The organism is Cellulosimicrobium sp. I38E (genome assembly GCF_001647255.1).
Classification (GTDB): Bacteria; Actinomycetota; Actinomycetes; order Actinomycetales; family Cellulomonadaceae; genus Cellulosimicrobium; species Cellulosimicrobium cellulans_E.
On record NZ_LUAZ01000066.1, the window covers coordinates 1 to 16,159 of the forward strand.

Genomic DNA, 16,159 nt, shown 5'->3' on the forward strand with positions numbered 1-16,159 from the left:
GGGCGGGGTGGAGCGGGGGAAGATGCCGGTGCCGTCAGACGCCGGCGGTGACGAACCCTTGGAGCCACTCGAGGAGCTCCGCGGCCTTCTCGGGAGAGTCCGCCTCGACGAACATGCGCAGGACGGGCTCGGTGCCGGAGAACCGCAGGAGCGCCCAGTTGTCGTTCTCGAGGAGGATCTTGGTGCCGTCGAGGTGGGACACCGAGACGACGGGGTACGGGCCGACGTGCGTGAGCGGCTCCGCCTCGAGGCGCCGAGGCACCTCCACGCGCATCTCCGGCGTCGCCGGCACGCCCGCCTCGAGCGTGTAGAGGCGACCCGTGATCTCGTAGATCATCGCGCGCAGCTCGGAGATCCGCTTGCCCGTGCGGGCCAGCATCTCGGCCACCAGGGCGCACGCGAAGATGCCGTCCTTGCCGAGGATCCAGCCGCGGATCGTCAGGCCGCCGGACGACTCGCCACCGAGCACGGCGCCGATGTCCTCCATGCCCGCGGTGACGTGCTTGAAGCCGACCTTGACCTCGCGGGACTCCTCGCCGAAGTGGGCTGCGAGGCGGTCGAGCAGGTGCGTCGTCGCGAGGTTGCGCACGACGCCGCCCTTCTCGCCGCGAACCTCGTGCAGGTACCAGTACAGGAGGAGGAGCAGGTCGTTCGTGGAGATGTACTCGCCGGTCTCGTCGACGATCCCGATGCGGTCGGAGTCGCCGTCCGTGGCCATGCCGAGGTCGTAGCGGCCTCCGCCCTGCTGGATCATCGTCACGAGCGTGCTCAGGCGCTGGAGGTCCGGCGCGGGCGCGACCCCGCCGAACAGGGGGTTGTGGGTCGCGTGGATGAACTCCGAGCGCACGCGCATGTCGGACAGGATCGTGCCGAGCGTGAGCTGGCTCGTCCCGTACATCGGGTCGACGATCACCTGGAGGTCCGAGCCACGCACGGCGTCCACGTCGATGATCTTCTCGATCGCGTCGACGTACGGGTCGGTGAGCGACCTGTCCACCACGACGCCGGAGCGGCGCGCCACGTCGATGTCGAGGGTGATGACGTCGTCGACCGACAGCGCGTTGGCCTCGTCCTGGTAGCGGTCGGTCTCGTCGTCGAGCGGGAGCGAGCCGTCCTGGCGGAACACCTTCATGCCGTTCCACTCGGGCGGGTTGTGGCTCGAGGTGACGATGATCCCGTACGCCGCGCCGAGGTAGGGGGCGGCGAACGTCACGAGCGGGGTCGGGACGTCGTCGGGCAGGAGCGTGACCGCGATGTTGTTGCCCGCGAAGACCTCGGCCGCCGCGATGGCCGACTCGCGCGAGAGGAAGCGGCGGTCGCCGCCGATCACGACGCCCTTCGCGTCCAGCCCCCGGCGGATCGTCTCGTTCGCGATCGCCTGGCACAGCCGGCGCACGTTCGCGAGCGTGTACCCCTCGCCGATGACCGCGCGCCAGCCGCCCGTCCCGAAGACGATCTTGGTGTCCGTGTTCTTCTTCGGGACGAACAGGCGCTTGAGGACGATGTCCGCCGCCTGCGCGAGCTCGTCCGGCGTGTTGATGCCGCGCACCTCGTCGACGTCGACGATCCGGTACGACGAGATGCGCTTCCCCGCCCCGATGACGCGGCGCGCCAGCTCCGTGAGGCGGTGCTCGCCGTCGGACGCCATGCGCTCGAGCTCGCCGAACAGCAGGCCCGGCGCCGCGACGTACGCACCGACGTTGATCTCCGTGCGCGGCTCGGCGACGCCGCCCGCCTCGGACGACTCGAGGATCGCCGTGATCTCGCCCTCGGCGCGCACCACGCGGCCGTAGCCGTCCGGGTCGTCCACGACGGCGGAGAGGAGCGACAGGTCCGCGCCCGTGAGCGTGTGGCGCGTCAGCAGGCCCAGGAGCGACTCCGAGCGCAGCAGGGGCGTGTCCGCGTACGCGACCAGCACCGGCTCCTCGACCCCGAGCCCCAGCACGGAGGCGACGGCCCCACGTGCGGCGAGGACCGCGTCGCCCGTGCCGAGCGGCGCCTCCTGCTCCACGTAGACGTAGTCCTCGCCGAGCAGCTCGCGCACCGTCGGGTCGTCCGGCGCCACCACGACGACGATGCGGCTCGCGTCGACCACGCGGCGCACGTTCGCCACGGCCAGCTCGACGACCGTCGCGCTGCCCAGCGGCCGGGACAGGAGCTCGCGCGACGCGGCGTCGTGCCCCGCGGCGAGCACGACGGCGGCCCTCGCGGTCCGGACGTGGGCGCTCCCCCGCGGTCGCTGGGTCGTCGCGCTGGGCTTCGCGGGCGTCGTCGCGGTCATGGCGTCCTCACTGGTCGACCTCTGCCGGACAACGACTCATTTGTCAGGAGTCCGAACTACTGGCTCTCCCCGATCATAGGCACCCGAGACCCGTCGAAGGAACCCGATCCGGCCCACCAGGGCCGAAGGTCACCCGCGCGGCGTCCGCACGGAACCGCGAGCCGGGTGACAATAGGGACATGAGTGGCCCGGTCCAGCCGTACCCCCTGCACGGAAGCATCGAAGCCGAGGACGCGAAGGAGATCCTCCGCAAGGCCATCCGCACCAACCGCCAGGCGCGGTCCGAGCGGCTCCGCAAGGAAGCGGCCGCCGCGATCGCCGACGTCGTCGAGACCATCCCCGAGGTCGCCGCCGCCACGTGCGTCGCGACCTACGCGGCCCGCCCTGCCGAGCCCGGCACGACGGAGATGCTCGAACGTCTCTCCGCACGCGGCGTGCGCGTCCTGCTCCCCGTGCTCGGCGCCGGCCTCCAGCGCGACTGGGCCGTGTACGACGGCCCGGCCGACCTCCAGGTCCGCGCCCCCGGCCGACCCCCCGAACCCGGCACCCCGCCGCTCGGCGCCGAGGCCATCGCGCAGGCCGACGTCGTCGTCGCCCCCGCGCTCGCCGTCGACTCGCGCGGCGTCCGGCTCGGCCAGGGCGGCGGCTGGTACGACCGCGCCCTCGAGCACCTGCGCCCCGGGACCAAGGTCGTCGCCGTCGTCTTTCCCGAGGAGGTGTACGACGCGTCCGACCGCCCGCTCCCGGTCGAGTCCCACGACAAGACGGTCGACGCCGTCGCGACCCCCCTCGGCTGGCGCTGGCTCCCGTAGCCGGCTGCGCCCGCCCTGGCGCCGAGGGCACCGTCGGCAGCGGGAACGAGACCGGACCCACGGCCCCGCGCCACGACCCGTCCCGCTAGCCGGCTCTCACGCGCCTGGTGTCGTACGCCCACATCGCGATCTCGACGCGGTTGCGGGCCCCGAGCTTGGTCATCAACGAGGCCACGTGGGACTTGACCGTGCTCAGGCCGACGAAGAGCTCGCCGGCGATCTCGGCGTTCGTCCGACCCTGCGCCACCAGCGCGAGCACCTCCTCCTCGCGCTCGGTGAGCGGGCTGACGGGCTGGACCGGTACCGGTGGCGTCTGGTCGGCGAAGGTCGCCAGCAGCCGGCGCGTGACGTTGGGGGCGATCAGCGCGTCCCCGTCGGCCGCCGCGTGGACGGCCTGCACGAGGAGCTCCGGCCCGGCGTCCTTGAGCAGGAAGCCGCGGGCGCCGGCGCGGAGGGCGCCGAGGACGTACTCGTCGAGGTCGAAGGTGGTGATCACGACCACCGCCGTCGGGCTCGTGACGTCCGGCCCCGCGAGGCGCCGCGTCACCTCGATGCCGTCGAGCCCGGGCATCCTGATGTCGACGAGGAGGACGTCGGGACGCAGCCGGGTCGCCAGGTCGAGCGCTGCGAGTCCGTCCGCCGCCTCCCCCACGACCTCGAGGTCGGGTTGCGCGCCGAGGATCATCACCAGGCCGGTCCGGACCAGCTCCTGGTCGTCGGCGACGACGACGCGGACGCTCATGCCGGCGCCGCCACCGGCAGCACGGCCTCGACGACCCAGCCGCCCTCGGGCCCCGGCCCCGCGGAGAGCGACCCACCGAGGAGCTGGGCGCGTTCGGCCATGCCCAGCAGGCCGAACCCGGGCTCCGGGGCCGGCCCCGGCTCGGTCAGCCCGTCGTCGCTGACGCGCAGCCTGACGGCGTCGCCCTCCCGGCGGACGTCGATCCCGACGCGGGTCGCGCTCCGGGCGTGCCGTAGGGCGTTGGTCAGCGACTCCTGCGCGAGCCGGTAGAGCGCGGTGTCCAGGGGTCGGGCCAGCCGGGAGGACGAACCGTCCAGCGTGACCTCGACGGCGGGCGTCGTGCCGGTGCGCGCCAGAGCGGGCAGGTCGGCGACACCCAGCGGCGGCGAGTAGGAGACGGCCTCCTCCTCGCGCAGCACCTGCACCATGGACCTCATCTCCGCCAGCGTTCGCGACGCCTCGGACTCGATCGCGGCCAGGACCTCGGCGGCCTTCCCCGGCTGGGCGCCGGCGACCACGCCGCCGGCCTGAGCCTGCACCGCGATGGCCGAGACGTGGTGGGCCACGGTGTCGTGCAGCTCGCGCGCCAGCGCGACCCGCTCCTGGTTGCGAATCTCGCGCTGCCGACGATGCCAGAGGTCGGCGCGGTAGCGGAACACCGCGGCGAGGGAGACGAGCAGCAGCAGGAGGACGATGCCGCCGAAGACGTCGACCCAGCCCGCGGAGGAGACGTACATCCCCAGCGCGACGACGGCCGTCACGAACGCCGTCCCCAGGACCATCTCTCGTCCCGAGCCCCACCGCACCAGGGAGTAGAGCAGGACCAGGACGGCCATCATGGCGTAGAGGCCGAGGTCACCGTCGTGCGCCACGAGCTGGAGGACCGAGAGCAGCCCGGCGAGGCCCCACCCGACCAGGGCGGCCGTCAGGGGGTGGCTCCGACGCCAGAGCAGTGCGGGCACGAGCGCCAGGGCGAGCACCACCACCAGGGGTCGCCAGGCCAGACTCGGCCGGACGACGCCCTCGACGACGGCGGCGGCCGCGAGCACGCCCACCAGCAGCCAGTCGAGACGACCGACGGGCGGCGCGTCGGTGGGCCGCGGCTCGTGCCAGAGGGGGCGCCGGACGGTGGTCACGGCTCCAGCCTAGGGATCGGCGCGCCTCGGCGTACCCGCCGAAAGGACGAGTGCGCGACCGTGCCATCGGCCGGGCGCACTCCGGCCTCCAGGCCGGTGTGCCCGCCGTCGCGCCCCGCGATCGTGGACCTATCGATCCGCACCACGACGAGGGAGCCCCTGATGAGCGCGCGTCAGCCCACCACCACGCTGGAAGACCGACCGGTCCCGGTGAGAGCCAAGCTCGCCGCGACGTGGACCAGCTTCATGTTCCTGTACGCCTACGTCGACATCCTCGGGTTCTTCACGCCCGGCATCGTCGAGGACATCCTCGACGGCAAGGTCTTCACGTTCGACCTCTCCCAGACGTTCTCGACCACGGCGCTCACCCTCATGGCCGTCCCGATCCTCATGGTCGTGCTGTCGATGACGCTGCCCGCCCGGGCGAGCCGCATCACGAACCTCGTCGTGGCCGTGCTCTACGTCCCCGTCACGGCCTTCAACGCGATGGGCGAGTCCTGGCTGTACTTCTACGGTCTGGGCATCGCGCTGGAGCTGGTCCTTCTCGGCCTCGTCGTGCGGTATGCCTGGACCTGGCCGCGCACGGCACCCCCGACGACCAGGGCGACCACGGCGGTCCGCCCGGACCCCGGGACCGCCCGTGCCCGACAGCGAGCGTGACCCCGGAGCAGTCCCCACCCGGTCTCGGGCTGGGCGCACGACCACGCCGGTCGTGCGCCCGGCCGACGCCGGGACGAGGCGCCGGGACTACGGGACGAGCGTGAGCTCGTCCTTGCTGGCCTCGGCGACGGCCTGGGTGGAGAACGGCCAGTCGTACGTCTCGCCGCGGGCCCAGGTCTTGAGCTGGTCGGAGTAGTGCGCGGACGCCGGGTGGCCGGAGGTGCCGGTGACGGTGACCCAGGTGGAGCCGTCGAGGTCGTCGAGGTCGACGACCATCCGCATCGACGGGCCGGCCGTCACGTCGAACGAGCCGGAGGCCGCGTCCCAGGCCGTCGCGTTGACGATCGACGAGCCGCCGGGCATGCCGACGGGGTCGGGGTTGACCCAGTTGCGGACGGGGCCGGGGATGGACTCGCCGCCGAGGATCGGGTGCTCGAGCGCGAGCACGTGGAGCGTCCCCCAGGCCCAGTCGGAGGGCTGCTTGCTCTGCTCCACGGTCAGGTCGAGGCGGGCGGAGACGAGCGCCTGGGTGAGGACCTCGTCGCGCGTCTCGACGACGCTGACGGTCTGGCGGTCGTCCCAGAACGGGTCGGTCGGGTTCTCGAGGAGGTTCTGCACGACGGCGAGCCAGCGGCTCCCGCCGTTCGGTCGCGCCGACTCGGGCAGGTCGTCCCAGAAGGTGAGCTGGAGCAGGTTGCGCCAGACCGCGGCGAAGTAGGCGGCCGCGGCGGAGTCGGTGTCGGTCCGGTAGTCCCAGTCCGCGAGGAGCGCCTGGCCCTCGGCCTCGAAGCTGTCGTCGATCTCCTGGTCGAGCAGGAGCGGCACGAGCACCTCGGCGTAGGGGCTGCGGTCGTCGGTCTGGATCTCGTTCATCGTGTCGACGTCGACGGGCCGTCCCGCGGAGATCTCGGCCTCGAGGAGCTGGCGGATGCGCTGCGAGCGGTAGCCGTAGTCCCAGTCGGTCGTGAGGAACGGCGCGACGCCGGTCGGCAGGACGGCCTGGTTGGCGGCGACGACGAATCCCTCGGCCGGGTCGACGACGCGCGGCATCTGCTCGCTCGGGACGTACCCCTGCCAGTCGTAGCGCTCGTCGGAGCCGTCGCGGGGCCACGTGCCGTCGGCGGGCACCTCGGCGTCGGGCACCGCCTGGCGGACGGGGATCTTGCCGGGCGCCTGGTAGCCGATCTGGCCGTCCACCGTCGCGAAGACGATGTTCTGCGCGGGCACCTCGAACAGCGCCGCGGCGGCCTGCATGTCGTCGGCGTCCTGCGCGAGGTTGAACGCGAAGACCGCGTCGGCGGTGCGGCCCGGCTCGAGCGCGGTCCACTGGAGGGAGACGGCGTACTCGCCCAGGCGCGTGTCGAGGGCGGGGGTGTCGACGGCGGACTCGGTCGCGGGGATCGCCTCGGAGACGATCGGCCCGTGCACGGTCGAGCGGATCTCGAGCTCGACGTCCTCTCCCCCGGCGACGCTCAGCGTCTCGGTCCGGGTCTCGAGCGGTACCCACTCGTCGCCGCGCAGGTACGTGTCGTCCCGCACGCGCTCGACGAAGAAGTCGGTGACGTCGGCGCCCATGTTCGTCAGGCCCCACGCGAGCTGCGCGTTGTGGCCGATGATGACGCCGGGGAAGCCGGCGAACGAGAAGCCCGCGACGTCGAACGCGCACTGCGGCCCGACCTCGTTGCAGTGCAGCCCGACCTGCGCCCAGATCCCGGGGGCGCCGAGGGCCAGGTGCGGGTCGTTCGCCAGGATCGGCTTGCCGCTCGCGGTGTGGTCGCCCGAGACGACCCACGAGTTGGAGCCCGTGCCCTCGCCGCGCCCGATGAGCACGGGGACGGCGTCGAGCGCGCGGTCGGCGGCCTCGAGCGCGCCCTGGAGAGGGTCCGAGCCGTACTCGGCGCGGGCTTCGGGGCCGAGCTCGAGCGCGACCTGCTGCGGGTTGTCGAGCTCGCCGGGGTCGAGGATCGGCGCGTTGACGTCGGACGGGTAGGCGGGGAACAGCGCGGCGACGCGCCCCGCGTCCTGGAGGGTGCTGTACGACAGCGCGCGCTCCAGCTCGTCGTCGTAGTTGCCGCGGAGGTCCCACGCCATCGCCTTGAGCCAGGCGAGCGAGTCGACGGGGTCCCAAGGCTCGGGCTCGGCGACGTCGACCTGGAGTCCGAGCACGGTGTACTCGATCGCGATCTCGGACGGGCTGCGGTTCTCGAGGTACGCGTTGACGCCCTCGGCGTAGGCCTGGAGGTACGCCTTCGTCTCGGGCGAGACGACGTCCCACTCCTCCTCGGCGACCTGCCGCCAGCCGAACGTCCGGGTCACGGTGTCCGCCGCGATCGCGTCGGGGTTGTCGCCCACGAGCTCGGCGAGCCGGCCCGCGGTGACGTGCCGGCGGTAGTCCATCTCGAAGAAGCGGTCCTGCGCCTGGACGTAGCCCTGCGCGCGGAAGAGGTCCTCGGGCGTGTCCGCGTAGACCTGCGGCACGCCCTGGGCGTCGCGCAGCACCGTGACCTGACGCTCGAGCCCGGGGAGCTCGACCTCGCCCGACGTCTGCGGCAGCGGCCGGCGGACGGTGACGACGACGAAGGCGGCACCTGCCACGATCGCGAGGACCAGGAGCACGGCGACGCCGATCAGGACGCGCCGTCGTCCCGAACGCCGGCGCCGGGGCGGAGCCGGCGCCTCGGCCGGCGTCGCGGGGTCGGCACCGGGGACGGAGTCACCGGCGGGGGCCTCGGCGGGTTCGTGCACAGACACGGATGCGAGACTACCCGGCCCGGAGCGAGCACCGGGCCGCGTATGATTAGCACTCGGAAGTTTCGAGTGCCAGGCGGTGTTGACACCGACGACCCGGCCGAGACCGACCCGATCCCGACCCGCCGGTGGCCGCCCCGACGGCCGTCTCGTGAACGAGGAGAACCCGTGCCCACCTACGCGTACACGTGCACCGCCTGCGGTCACGCCTTCGACATCCACCAGTCGTTCAGCGACGACGCCCTCACCGTGTGCCCCGAGTGCTCGGGTCGCCTGCGCAAGGTGTTCTCCTCGGTCGGCGTGACGTTCAAGGGCTCAGGCTTCTACCGCACGGACTCGCGCTCGGGCGGGAAGTCCTCGACGGCACCCGCCGCCTCGAAGCCTGCCTCCTCCTCCGCGGCATCCGGCGCGAGCAGCACCTCCGGCAGCTCGAGCAGCGCCTCGTCCTCGTCGGGAAGCTCGTCCGCCTCCTGACCTGACGCGCGCGGGCGTGGTCCGCGGCGGTCCTGCCGACGGCGGTCGACCACAGCCTCGGTCCGGACGGTACGTCCGGGCGCCGCCGCCGCGTCCCGTCCACAGGTCCGCACCGGTCGGCGCCTCTCTCGCCCGGCGTGCGGCTACGGTCACGCGCATGCTGCGCTCGTCCCGCCTGCCGGACCCCCACCCGCGACCCGACCGCGCGCCCGGGCGCCGGCGGCTGCTGCGCGGGGTGTGGTGGCGGGCCCGCTTCGTCGTGGCCGCGCTGTGCTGCGGCGCCGCTGCCACCGTGGTCGTCGGGGCGCTCCGCCCTCCCCCTCCCCCGACCGCACCTGCCGTCGTGACCACACGCGAGGTGCCGGCGGGCGCCCTGCTGACGGAGGCGGACGTCCGCGTCGACCGGGTGTCCGCGGAGCTCGTCCCGGCAGGGTCCGCGGCAGGAGCCGACGACGTCGTCGGGCGCCGCGCGACCGTCGCCCTGGCTGCGGGCACCCTGCTCCAGGACGCGCTCGTCACCGGCGGCGAGCTCGCCGCCGCGGCTCCCGCGGGCACGGTCGTCGCGCCCGTCCGGCTCGACCCCGGCGTCGCGGCCCTCCTCGGGCCTGGAGACCGCGTCGACCTCCTCGCCGCGGGTGACCCGGTGCTCACCACTGCGCTCACGGACGTGCCGACCGACGGCCAGGACGCCGCGACCGCCGACCCCTACCTCGCCCGCGCGGCCGTCGTCGTGCCGGCACCCGAACCCGAGGGCGGGGGCGGCCTGCTCGGCACGGGCGGGTCGGGGTCGGACGTCGTGACGCTCGTCGCCGTGCGGCCCGAGGATGCGGTCCGGCTCGCGGCGGTGAGCGGGCAGACGGGGATCACGGCCGTCCTCGTGCCCTGACGGGCGACCCGAGCGCGCTGACGGGTGGACCCGACGCCGGTGAGCGACCCGCCGGGGCAAGCCGTTGCCCGTCGGCACCCGCGTTGGAAGGATCGCGCGTGCACCTGTCGTGGCACCGCCGCCACGCGGACCACCGATCTGAGAGGGAAGCAGCACATGAAGGGCGTGTTCCAGGGATTCAAGGAGTTCGTGCTCCGAGGCAACGCGATCGACCTGGCGGTCGGCGTGGTCATCGGCGCGGCGTTCGCCTCCGTCGTCGACGCGATCGTCACCTACCTGATCAACCCGATCATCGGAGCCATCTTTGGCAAGCCGGACATCTCGAACCTCTGGGACATCACGCTGCGCCCGGCCCACGACGGCGTCGAGGCCTCGGTCCTCTCCGTCGGTGGCCTCCTCAACGCGTTCCTCCAGTTCCTCATCATCGCGATCGCGCTCTACTTCGTCATCGTCCTCCCGATGAACAAGCTCGCCGAGCGCCGCAAGCAGGACGTCGAGCCCGAGCCCGAGGCACCGGCGGAGGACGTGCGCGTCCTCCAGGAGATCCGCGACCTCCTCGCCGCCCAGGCGGGCAGCGGTCCCGGCGCGGCACCGGGCGGCCCGACGCCGCCGCGGGGCTTCTGATCCCGAGCCGCCCGACCGCCGCCTGAGATCCCGCGGCACGGCGACCCTCGGACGAACCCGGGGTTGCTCCTCACCTCACGCCGTGAAGGGGGAACGACCCCGGGTTCGGCACCTCAGCGAGCAGCGCGCGCCGACGACCGCCACGACGGACCGACCGCGGGACTCGCCCGTTTCAGTGCCGGCAGTGCTGCGCGGTCGGTGCCCCGCCGTCAGTGCCGCGCGGTCAGTGCCGCCCGTAGTGCGGCGGGACGTCCCCGAGCAGCCGGTCGTCGTTCTCGCCGCGGCTGCCGCGACCGGGCTGCGCCCTGTCGCCCCAGCCTTCGGACCGCTCGTCGGCGCTCACCCCGGACACGACCTCGCTCTCCGTCCCCCGTCGCACGGCCCGCCGCGGCCGCCGACGCCGCCCCGCGCCGTCGGTCACGTCGTGCGGGCGGTCAGGACTCGAGTCGGACGTGGTGCTCACGCCTCCATCGTCCCACCGCCGGGGCGGCCCGACCCCGGCCACCCGCCACCCCTGACGGTGAGACGCGCGAGGGCACCACGCCCGGGACCCGCGCGCGACACGATGACCCGTGCGGCGACGAGCACCCGTGATCTCTGGCAGCGCGGCGCAGGGTGAGACGACATGGCGGGGTGGGAGGCGGCGCCGGGTCGTGGCGGGCCTGGCGGGAGCCGCGAGGAACGAGCGGCGGATGGTAGACCCGGCGCCGCCTCCCACCCCGCACCCAGCCCGACCACGCGGGCAGTTTGCCCGGCCCGCACCCAGCCCGACCACGCGGGCAGTTCGCCCGGCCCCGCACCCAGCCCGACCACGCGGGCAGTGATCACACGCCGACGGCTACAGGTCGTCGTCGCCGTGCTGCTCGTCGTCGTCGATCACCGGCACGACGACGATCCTGTCGCCCCCGCCGGTCTGCGCGACGCCCCCGGTCTCCGGGAGCCGCTCGTCGCGCACTGCCTGCACGACCCGTCGGATGCGCTCGGCCTCCTTGGCGGGGTCGAGGAACGCGGCGGCGGACCACACCTGCGCGACGGTCCACCCGATGCGCTCGAGGCGCTCGGCGACCTGCCGGTCCCGCACGCGCACGCTGCGCTCGGCGACGTACGCGGCGTCGTCGGTGAGGACCGCGACGAGGAGCTCGCCGGGGAGGTCGGGGTGGCCGACGACGAGCGGGATGCGGTCGCCGTCGCCGATCCCGTAGTCGGTCTCGACGACGAGGCCGGCGCGCCAGAGGCGCTCGGCGAGGTCGAGCACGAGGCGGTCGGGGCTGCCGCCGAGGTCGACGCCGTTGCCGAGGGTCACCTGGTCGGCGGCGCCGCTGCGCTGCTCGGCGAGGTCGAGGACCTCGGCGAGGAGGCGGGCCCCGGCCCCGCGCAGGCGCTCGGGGTCGAGGTCGCCCGCGGTGAAGCACGACACGACGTGGAGGCGGCGGCGGGTGGCGCCGACGGAGTCGAGCAGCATCGCCTCGGCGCCGGGCGTGTTGAGGATGCCGAACCGGTGCAGCACGCGGCCGTGCGGCGTCCGGCCGAACCCGACCGACAGGACGATGGTGTCGCGCACGAGCCCGGCGACGCCGGACACGTCGGCGACGACGACGGGCTCGGCGCGGGACCCGGAGAAGAAGCCGGCGAGCGCGGGGTTCTGGCGCACCTCGACGAGGAGGGCGTCGCGGATGCGGTCGGCGTGCAGCGGGGTGACGGTGACGATCGCGAGGGACTCGTCGGGACGCGTGAGCGCGTGCTCGATCGCGACCTCGACGACCCGGTCGACCTCGGCCTGGGTGCTCTCGACCGCGCCCGACGTCGGGTCGGGCATGCCGGCGCCGTCGACGACGTCGAGCTGGACGAGGACCTCGGCGCGCGGCAGGGGCGCGGGACGCAGGACGCCGTCGTAGCCGTGCTCGGCGAGGAAGGTCGTGACGAACGGGTCGCGGCGCGACCCGTCGGCGAGGAGCTCGACCGACGGCAGGAGCTCGGCGAGGTCGCGCACGGTGTCGGTCGACGCGGCACGCGGGTCGCCCACCGCGACGACCTGCCTCCCGCGGGCGAGGGCGGAGAGCACGAGCTCGACGGGCGCGTGCTCGATCGCGTCGAGCACCACGAGGTCGACGGTGCGCGTGGCGGGGACGAGGTGCGGCACGAGGGTCGGCGTGGCGACGAGCACGGGACGCAGGCGCCGCAGCACGGCGGGGTGCTTCTCGGCCGTCTCCCGCAGGCTCACGAGCCGGCCCTCGAGCAGCTCGGTGAACAGGTCCTCGGCCTCGTCGCGGTGCTCGCGCATCGCGGTCCCGAGGTGGTCGCGGACCGCCGCGCGGACGGGCGCCGCGAGGGACGCGACGTGCGTGCGGTCGAGGTCGCGGAACCGGCGCGCGAGCGCGTCGAGACCGGCGCCGTCCTGGCCGGCCAGCGCCTGGTCCTGGGCGAGCACCTGCTCGAAGACCGAGCTCCACCACGCGAGCTCGAGCTCTGGTCCGACGAAGTCGGGCTCGACGCGGCGCGCCGCGAGGTCGGCGAGGAGCTCGCCGAGGCCGAGGTCGGTGAGCCGGCGCAGGATCGCGGTCCGCGCGGGCAGGGAGTCGAGCGACTCGGCGTCCTCGGCGAGCGCGTCCAGCCGCGTCGCGAGGGCGTCGAGCGGGGCGTCGAGGAGGTCGTTGCCACCGGGGGTGCCGTCGAGCGCGGGCGAGAGCTCCTCCACGTCGATGCGCACGGCCTCGTGCGTGTCCTCGATCGCCGACAGCCCCTCGGGCAGGACGGGCCAGCCACCGCGCGGGCACTGCTCCTGCCAGACCGCGCGCTGCGCCTGCACCTCGACGAGCGCGGCGTGCAGGTCGGGCACGCGGACGCCCGGGCGGACCATGTCGCGCGCCTGGCGGCGCAGCCGGCGCCGGACGAACCAGCCCATCTCGACGCCGCGCTGCTCGCGCCACTGCTTGGTCGCGGTCGCCTCGACCATGTCCTGGGCGGTGCGCTCGAAGATGAGCGGCTGGAACACGTCGAGCGTCCCGCGCATCCCTCCGAGCATGGTGAGCTGGTCGCCCCACTGGCGCAGCGTCGTCGCGGGCGTGAGCCCGGTGCGCTGCGCGACCTGCTCGACCTGGGCGCGCAGCTGCGGGAGCGTGTGCGTGCGCAGCCGCTCGACGCGCACGAGCGCGTCGTGCGCCTCCTGCGGCGTGGTGAGGGCGGCGCCGTACCAGGGGGTCGAGGTCGCCCGTGCGGTGAACGCGCCGAGCAGGGCGGCCTCGCGCAGCTCGGCCGCGATCCGCTCCCGCTGCGGCCCGACGCCGAGCACGACGTCGGTCGTCAGGCGCACCCGGGTGTCGGGTGCCGGGCGCTCGGCGGTGAGCCGGGCGAGCGCCTGGAGCGCGTCGTAGGCGGACACGCCCCACGGGTCCCGCACGAGGTGCAGCGCCTCGATGTACCCGGCGAGCCGGGCCCGCGCGCCGAGCAGAGCGTCGCGCGTCCGCGCGAGGTCCTCGTCCTCGCCCGGCTCGGGCTCGGTCGCCATCGCGGACAGGAGACGGTGCGACGCCGTCTCGCGCCACGTCGGCTCCGGGACGATGTCGAGCACGAGTCCGCCCAGGCCCAGCTCGTCGAGCCGTGCGAGGAGCGCGTCCGCGGCGCGGCGGTGGCCCGGGACGTACAGCACGTGGCGCCCCGACGCCGCCGCCTCGGCGACGACGGCCGCGAGCGTGCCCGCGACGTCGGACCCGGCCGGCGCGTCGACGAAGAGGTGCGACCCGCTCGCGAGCACGTCGACGACGTGGCGCTGGGACGGGTCGAGGTCGCCGGCGCCGCGCTCGTGCACGGGGTCCGCGTCGCCGACGCGCCGCGCGGGCAGCTCGGCGCGCAGCGCGGTGGCGGACTTCTCGTCCCCGGCGAGCGCGGCGACGACCTCGTGCCGCTCCAGTGCGGGCGCGAGCTCGTCGAGGTCGTCGACGAGGACCTGCCCGGGGTGCACGAACGTCCCGACGAGGACGCGGTGGGTCAGGTCGAAGTCGTCGAGGACGGCCTGGCCGAGCGCGGCGATGCGACGGGTCGCGTCGCCGGGGTCGAAGCCCGCGCCGGTGAACGTGGAGCGCGCGAGCGTCACCGGGTCGAGGAGCGCGCCGTGCGCGCGCAGCGTGCGCGCGAGGAGCGGGTTGATCTCGGCCGTCGGCTCGAGGGTCAGCTCGTAGTCGGTCTCGCCGTCCCCGCGCGGGGTCACGGTCAGGGGGCGCAGGAGCACGGGGGCGCGCACCGTCCGGGACGTCGGCTCCTGCTCGCCCTCCTCGACCGCGTCCCGGGGGTGGTGACCGGCGTCGGGGACGCGTGCGCCGTCGTGCACGACGGGCTCGCCCGGCGCGCCGGGAGCCGCGAGTCCCTGCGAGTCCCCGTCCGTGGCGTCGCCTGGTCCGGCGGCGCCCGGCGCGGCCACGTCGTCGCCCGCGCTCGGGACGATCGTCGTGGGGGTGCGACCCGCGACCCGCGCCAGCGCCGCGACGTCGTCCTCCGCGAGCGGTGCCGCGAGGCTCTGGGTCCAGGTCGCGACCCCGATCGCCAGGTACGTGGGCGCGACGCCGTAGCGCTGGGCGTGCTCGGCCGCGCGGACCACGACGGCACGCGCGCGGCGCCGCGCGGCGGGCAGCGACCCGCCCTCGCGGAACAGGTTCGAGAGCCGGGTCGGTCGCCCGGCGAAGAGCTGGGCGACGCCCGAGGGGTGGGCCGCCGTCAGGTCGACGACGGCGTCGCCGAGGAGCGAGACGTCGGCGAGCGACGACCCCCCGGCGAGCTCGACGAGGCCGGCGCGCCACCGCGTCACGGCCTCGTCGACGAGGTCGGCCGTGGTGCGCTCGGGGACGAGCACGGGGCGGGGCGGCGTCACGTCGTCGTCCGGGGCGTCGGCCTGGTCGGTCCCGTCGGGAGCGGTCACGGGCAGCCGAGCAGGATCGGCCACGCTCCGGGCGGCTGAGCTGGTGCGGGCTGCGGCATTCACCCTCCGACGCTAACCGTCCGCCTCGCGAGGCCCGGCGCGGCGCGCCGGAGGGTCGGCGACCCGGTCCGCCGGGCGACGCCGGTCCGTGGCCGTCCCTCGACGGGTTGAGCGTGGGACGCGTCGGAGGCGGGACGACGAACGGCCCCGGATCACGAGAATTCGTGTTCCGAGGCCGTCGTTCCGAACTATTCCGGGGCGTTCTCCCGGAGAAGTGTGAAACAGCGCGCACCGCGCAGGGGGCAGGCGATGCGCGCTGTCGAGGACTATCTTGCACGGCGGGATGCCGGGCGTCAACACGGCCCACGGTCCTGGACGGGTGAATCACCCTTGCTGCCCCAGAGGCGTCTGAGAACCACCTGGACGAGCGTCCACAACATGCGCGGGATTCCGCGAATTCGAGGGCCCGGCCACCCGCCCGCGCACTGTGGTGCACACCACAGCGCGTGCCCCACGGTGAGGCTGCCGCGGCGCCCGACGGCGGTCCGTACAGCCCTCGGCAGGATACGTCGCGGCCGTCGGGTCGCCCTCCCCGTCGCCCCAGGGTCCCGCGTCGCCCGGGCCCGACGATCGTCGCCGGCGCGCCCGCCGCAGCGCTCCGACCGGCGACGTCACAGGATCTCTCCCGTTCCTCTGAGCCCCCGGCACGACGCCCCTGAGCGAGGTCCACACGAGCGGCCTACCGTGGGAGGACGCCCGTGGCCCGACGCCGGTCCCTGGCGCGCGGTCGTCGTCCACGGCCGGTGGCGGCGGGTGGTCCTGCCCGCCGACGACCGGAAACCCGCACCACGTGACGACACCCCCCGCACCCCGCCCCGACAGCGACG

Annotated in this window: 11 protein-coding genes; 5 read left to right on the top strand and 6 right to left on the bottom strand. The window is 74.4% G+C overall.

The window, feature by feature from the left end; all coding sequences use genetic code 11:
- Positions 1-34: 34 nt before the first annotated feature.
- Positions 35-2,281: an NTP transferase domain-containing protein gene (locus A0J59_RS21340; protein WP_082919174.1), complete on the bottom strand. Its 2,247-nt coding sequence runs from the start codon at positions 2,279-2,281 to the stop codon at positions 35-37.
- A 179-nt stretch (positions 2,282-2,460) separates the two neighbouring features.
- Between A0J59_RS21340 and A0J59_RS18180 the strand changes: the two genes are divergently transcribed.
- The gene (locus A0J59_RS18180; RefSeq protein ID WP_047232448.1) at positions 2,461-3,093 is read left to right on the top strand and encodes a 5-formyltetrahydrofolate cyclo-ligase; all 633 of its coding nucleotides are present in this window, start codon (positions 2,461-2,463) and stop codon (positions 3,091-3,093) included.
- An 85-nt stretch (positions 3,094-3,178) separates the two neighbouring features.
- Here A0J59_RS18180 and A0J59_RS18185 read toward each other — a convergent pair whose 3' ends face one another.
- Positions 3,179-3,835, bottom strand: a complete 657-nt coding sequence (locus A0J59_RS18185; RefSeq protein WP_053370181.1) for a response regulator transcription factor — start codon at positions 3,833-3,835, stop codon at positions 3,179-3,181.
- Positions 3,832-4,971: a sensor histidine kinase gene (locus A0J59_RS18190; protein ID WP_064317045.1), complete on the bottom strand. Its 1,140-nt coding sequence runs from the start codon at positions 4,969-4,971 to the stop codon at positions 3,832-3,834. Before A0J59_RS18190 ends, A0J59_RS18185 begins: the two co-directional genes overlap by 4 nt.
- A 162-nt stretch (positions 4,972-5,133) precedes the next feature.
- Here A0J59_RS18190 and A0J59_RS18195 point away from each other — a divergent pair, with 162 nt between their 5' ends.
- On the top strand, positions 5,134-5,631 hold the full coding sequence (locus tag A0J59_RS18195; RefSeq protein WP_064317046.1) for a DUF6326 family protein: 498 nt from the start codon (positions 5,134-5,136) through the stop codon (positions 5,629-5,631).
- A gap of 87 nt (positions 5,632-5,718) precedes the next feature.
- Here A0J59_RS18195 and A0J59_RS18200 read toward each other — a convergent pair whose 3' ends face one another.
- Positions 5,719-8,262: a penicillin acylase family protein gene (locus tag A0J59_RS18200; RefSeq protein ID WP_064317051.1), complete on the bottom strand. Its 2,544-nt coding sequence runs from the start codon at positions 8,260-8,262 to the stop codon at positions 5,719-5,721.
- A 285-nt stretch (positions 8,263-8,547) separates the two neighbouring features.
- Here A0J59_RS18200 and A0J59_RS21345 point away from each other — a divergent pair, with 285 nt between their 5' ends.
- The 3 genes from A0J59_RS21345 (at position 8,548) to mscL (ending at position 10,363) form a co-directional block, all read left to right on the top strand.
- Complete coding sequence (locus tag A0J59_RS21345; RefSeq protein WP_082141146.1) at positions 8,548-8,853, top strand: FmdB family zinc ribbon protein; 306 nt, start codon at positions 8,548-8,550, stop codon at positions 8,851-8,853.
- Positions 8,854-9,010: 157 nt separating this feature from the next.
- The gene (locus tag A0J59_RS18210) at positions 9,011-9,739 is read left to right on the top strand and encodes an SAF domain-containing protein (protein ID WP_064317047.1); all 729 of its coding nucleotides are present in this window, start codon (positions 9,011-9,013) and stop codon (positions 9,737-9,739) included.
- 156 nt (positions 9,740-9,895) lie between these two features.
- Positions 9,896-10,363, top strand: a complete 468-nt coding sequence (gene mscL / locus A0J59_RS18215; RefSeq protein ID WP_064317048.1) for a large conductance mechanosensitive channel protein MscL — start codon at positions 9,896-9,898, stop codon at positions 10,361-10,363.
- Between the two features lie 223 nt (positions 10,364-10,586).
- Here mscL and A0J59_RS18220 read toward each other — a convergent pair whose 3' ends face one another.
- Complete coding sequence (locus A0J59_RS18220; protein WP_047232442.1) at positions 10,587-10,826, bottom strand: hypothetical protein; 240 nt, start codon at positions 10,824-10,826, stop codon at positions 10,587-10,589.
- Positions 10,827-11,201: 375 nt separating this feature from the next.
- Positions 11,202-15,272: a hypothetical protein gene (locus A0J59_RS18225; protein WP_064317049.1), complete on the bottom strand. Its 4,071-nt coding sequence runs from the start codon at positions 15,270-15,272 to the stop codon at positions 11,202-11,204.
- Positions 15,273-16,159 lie beyond the last annotated feature (887 nt).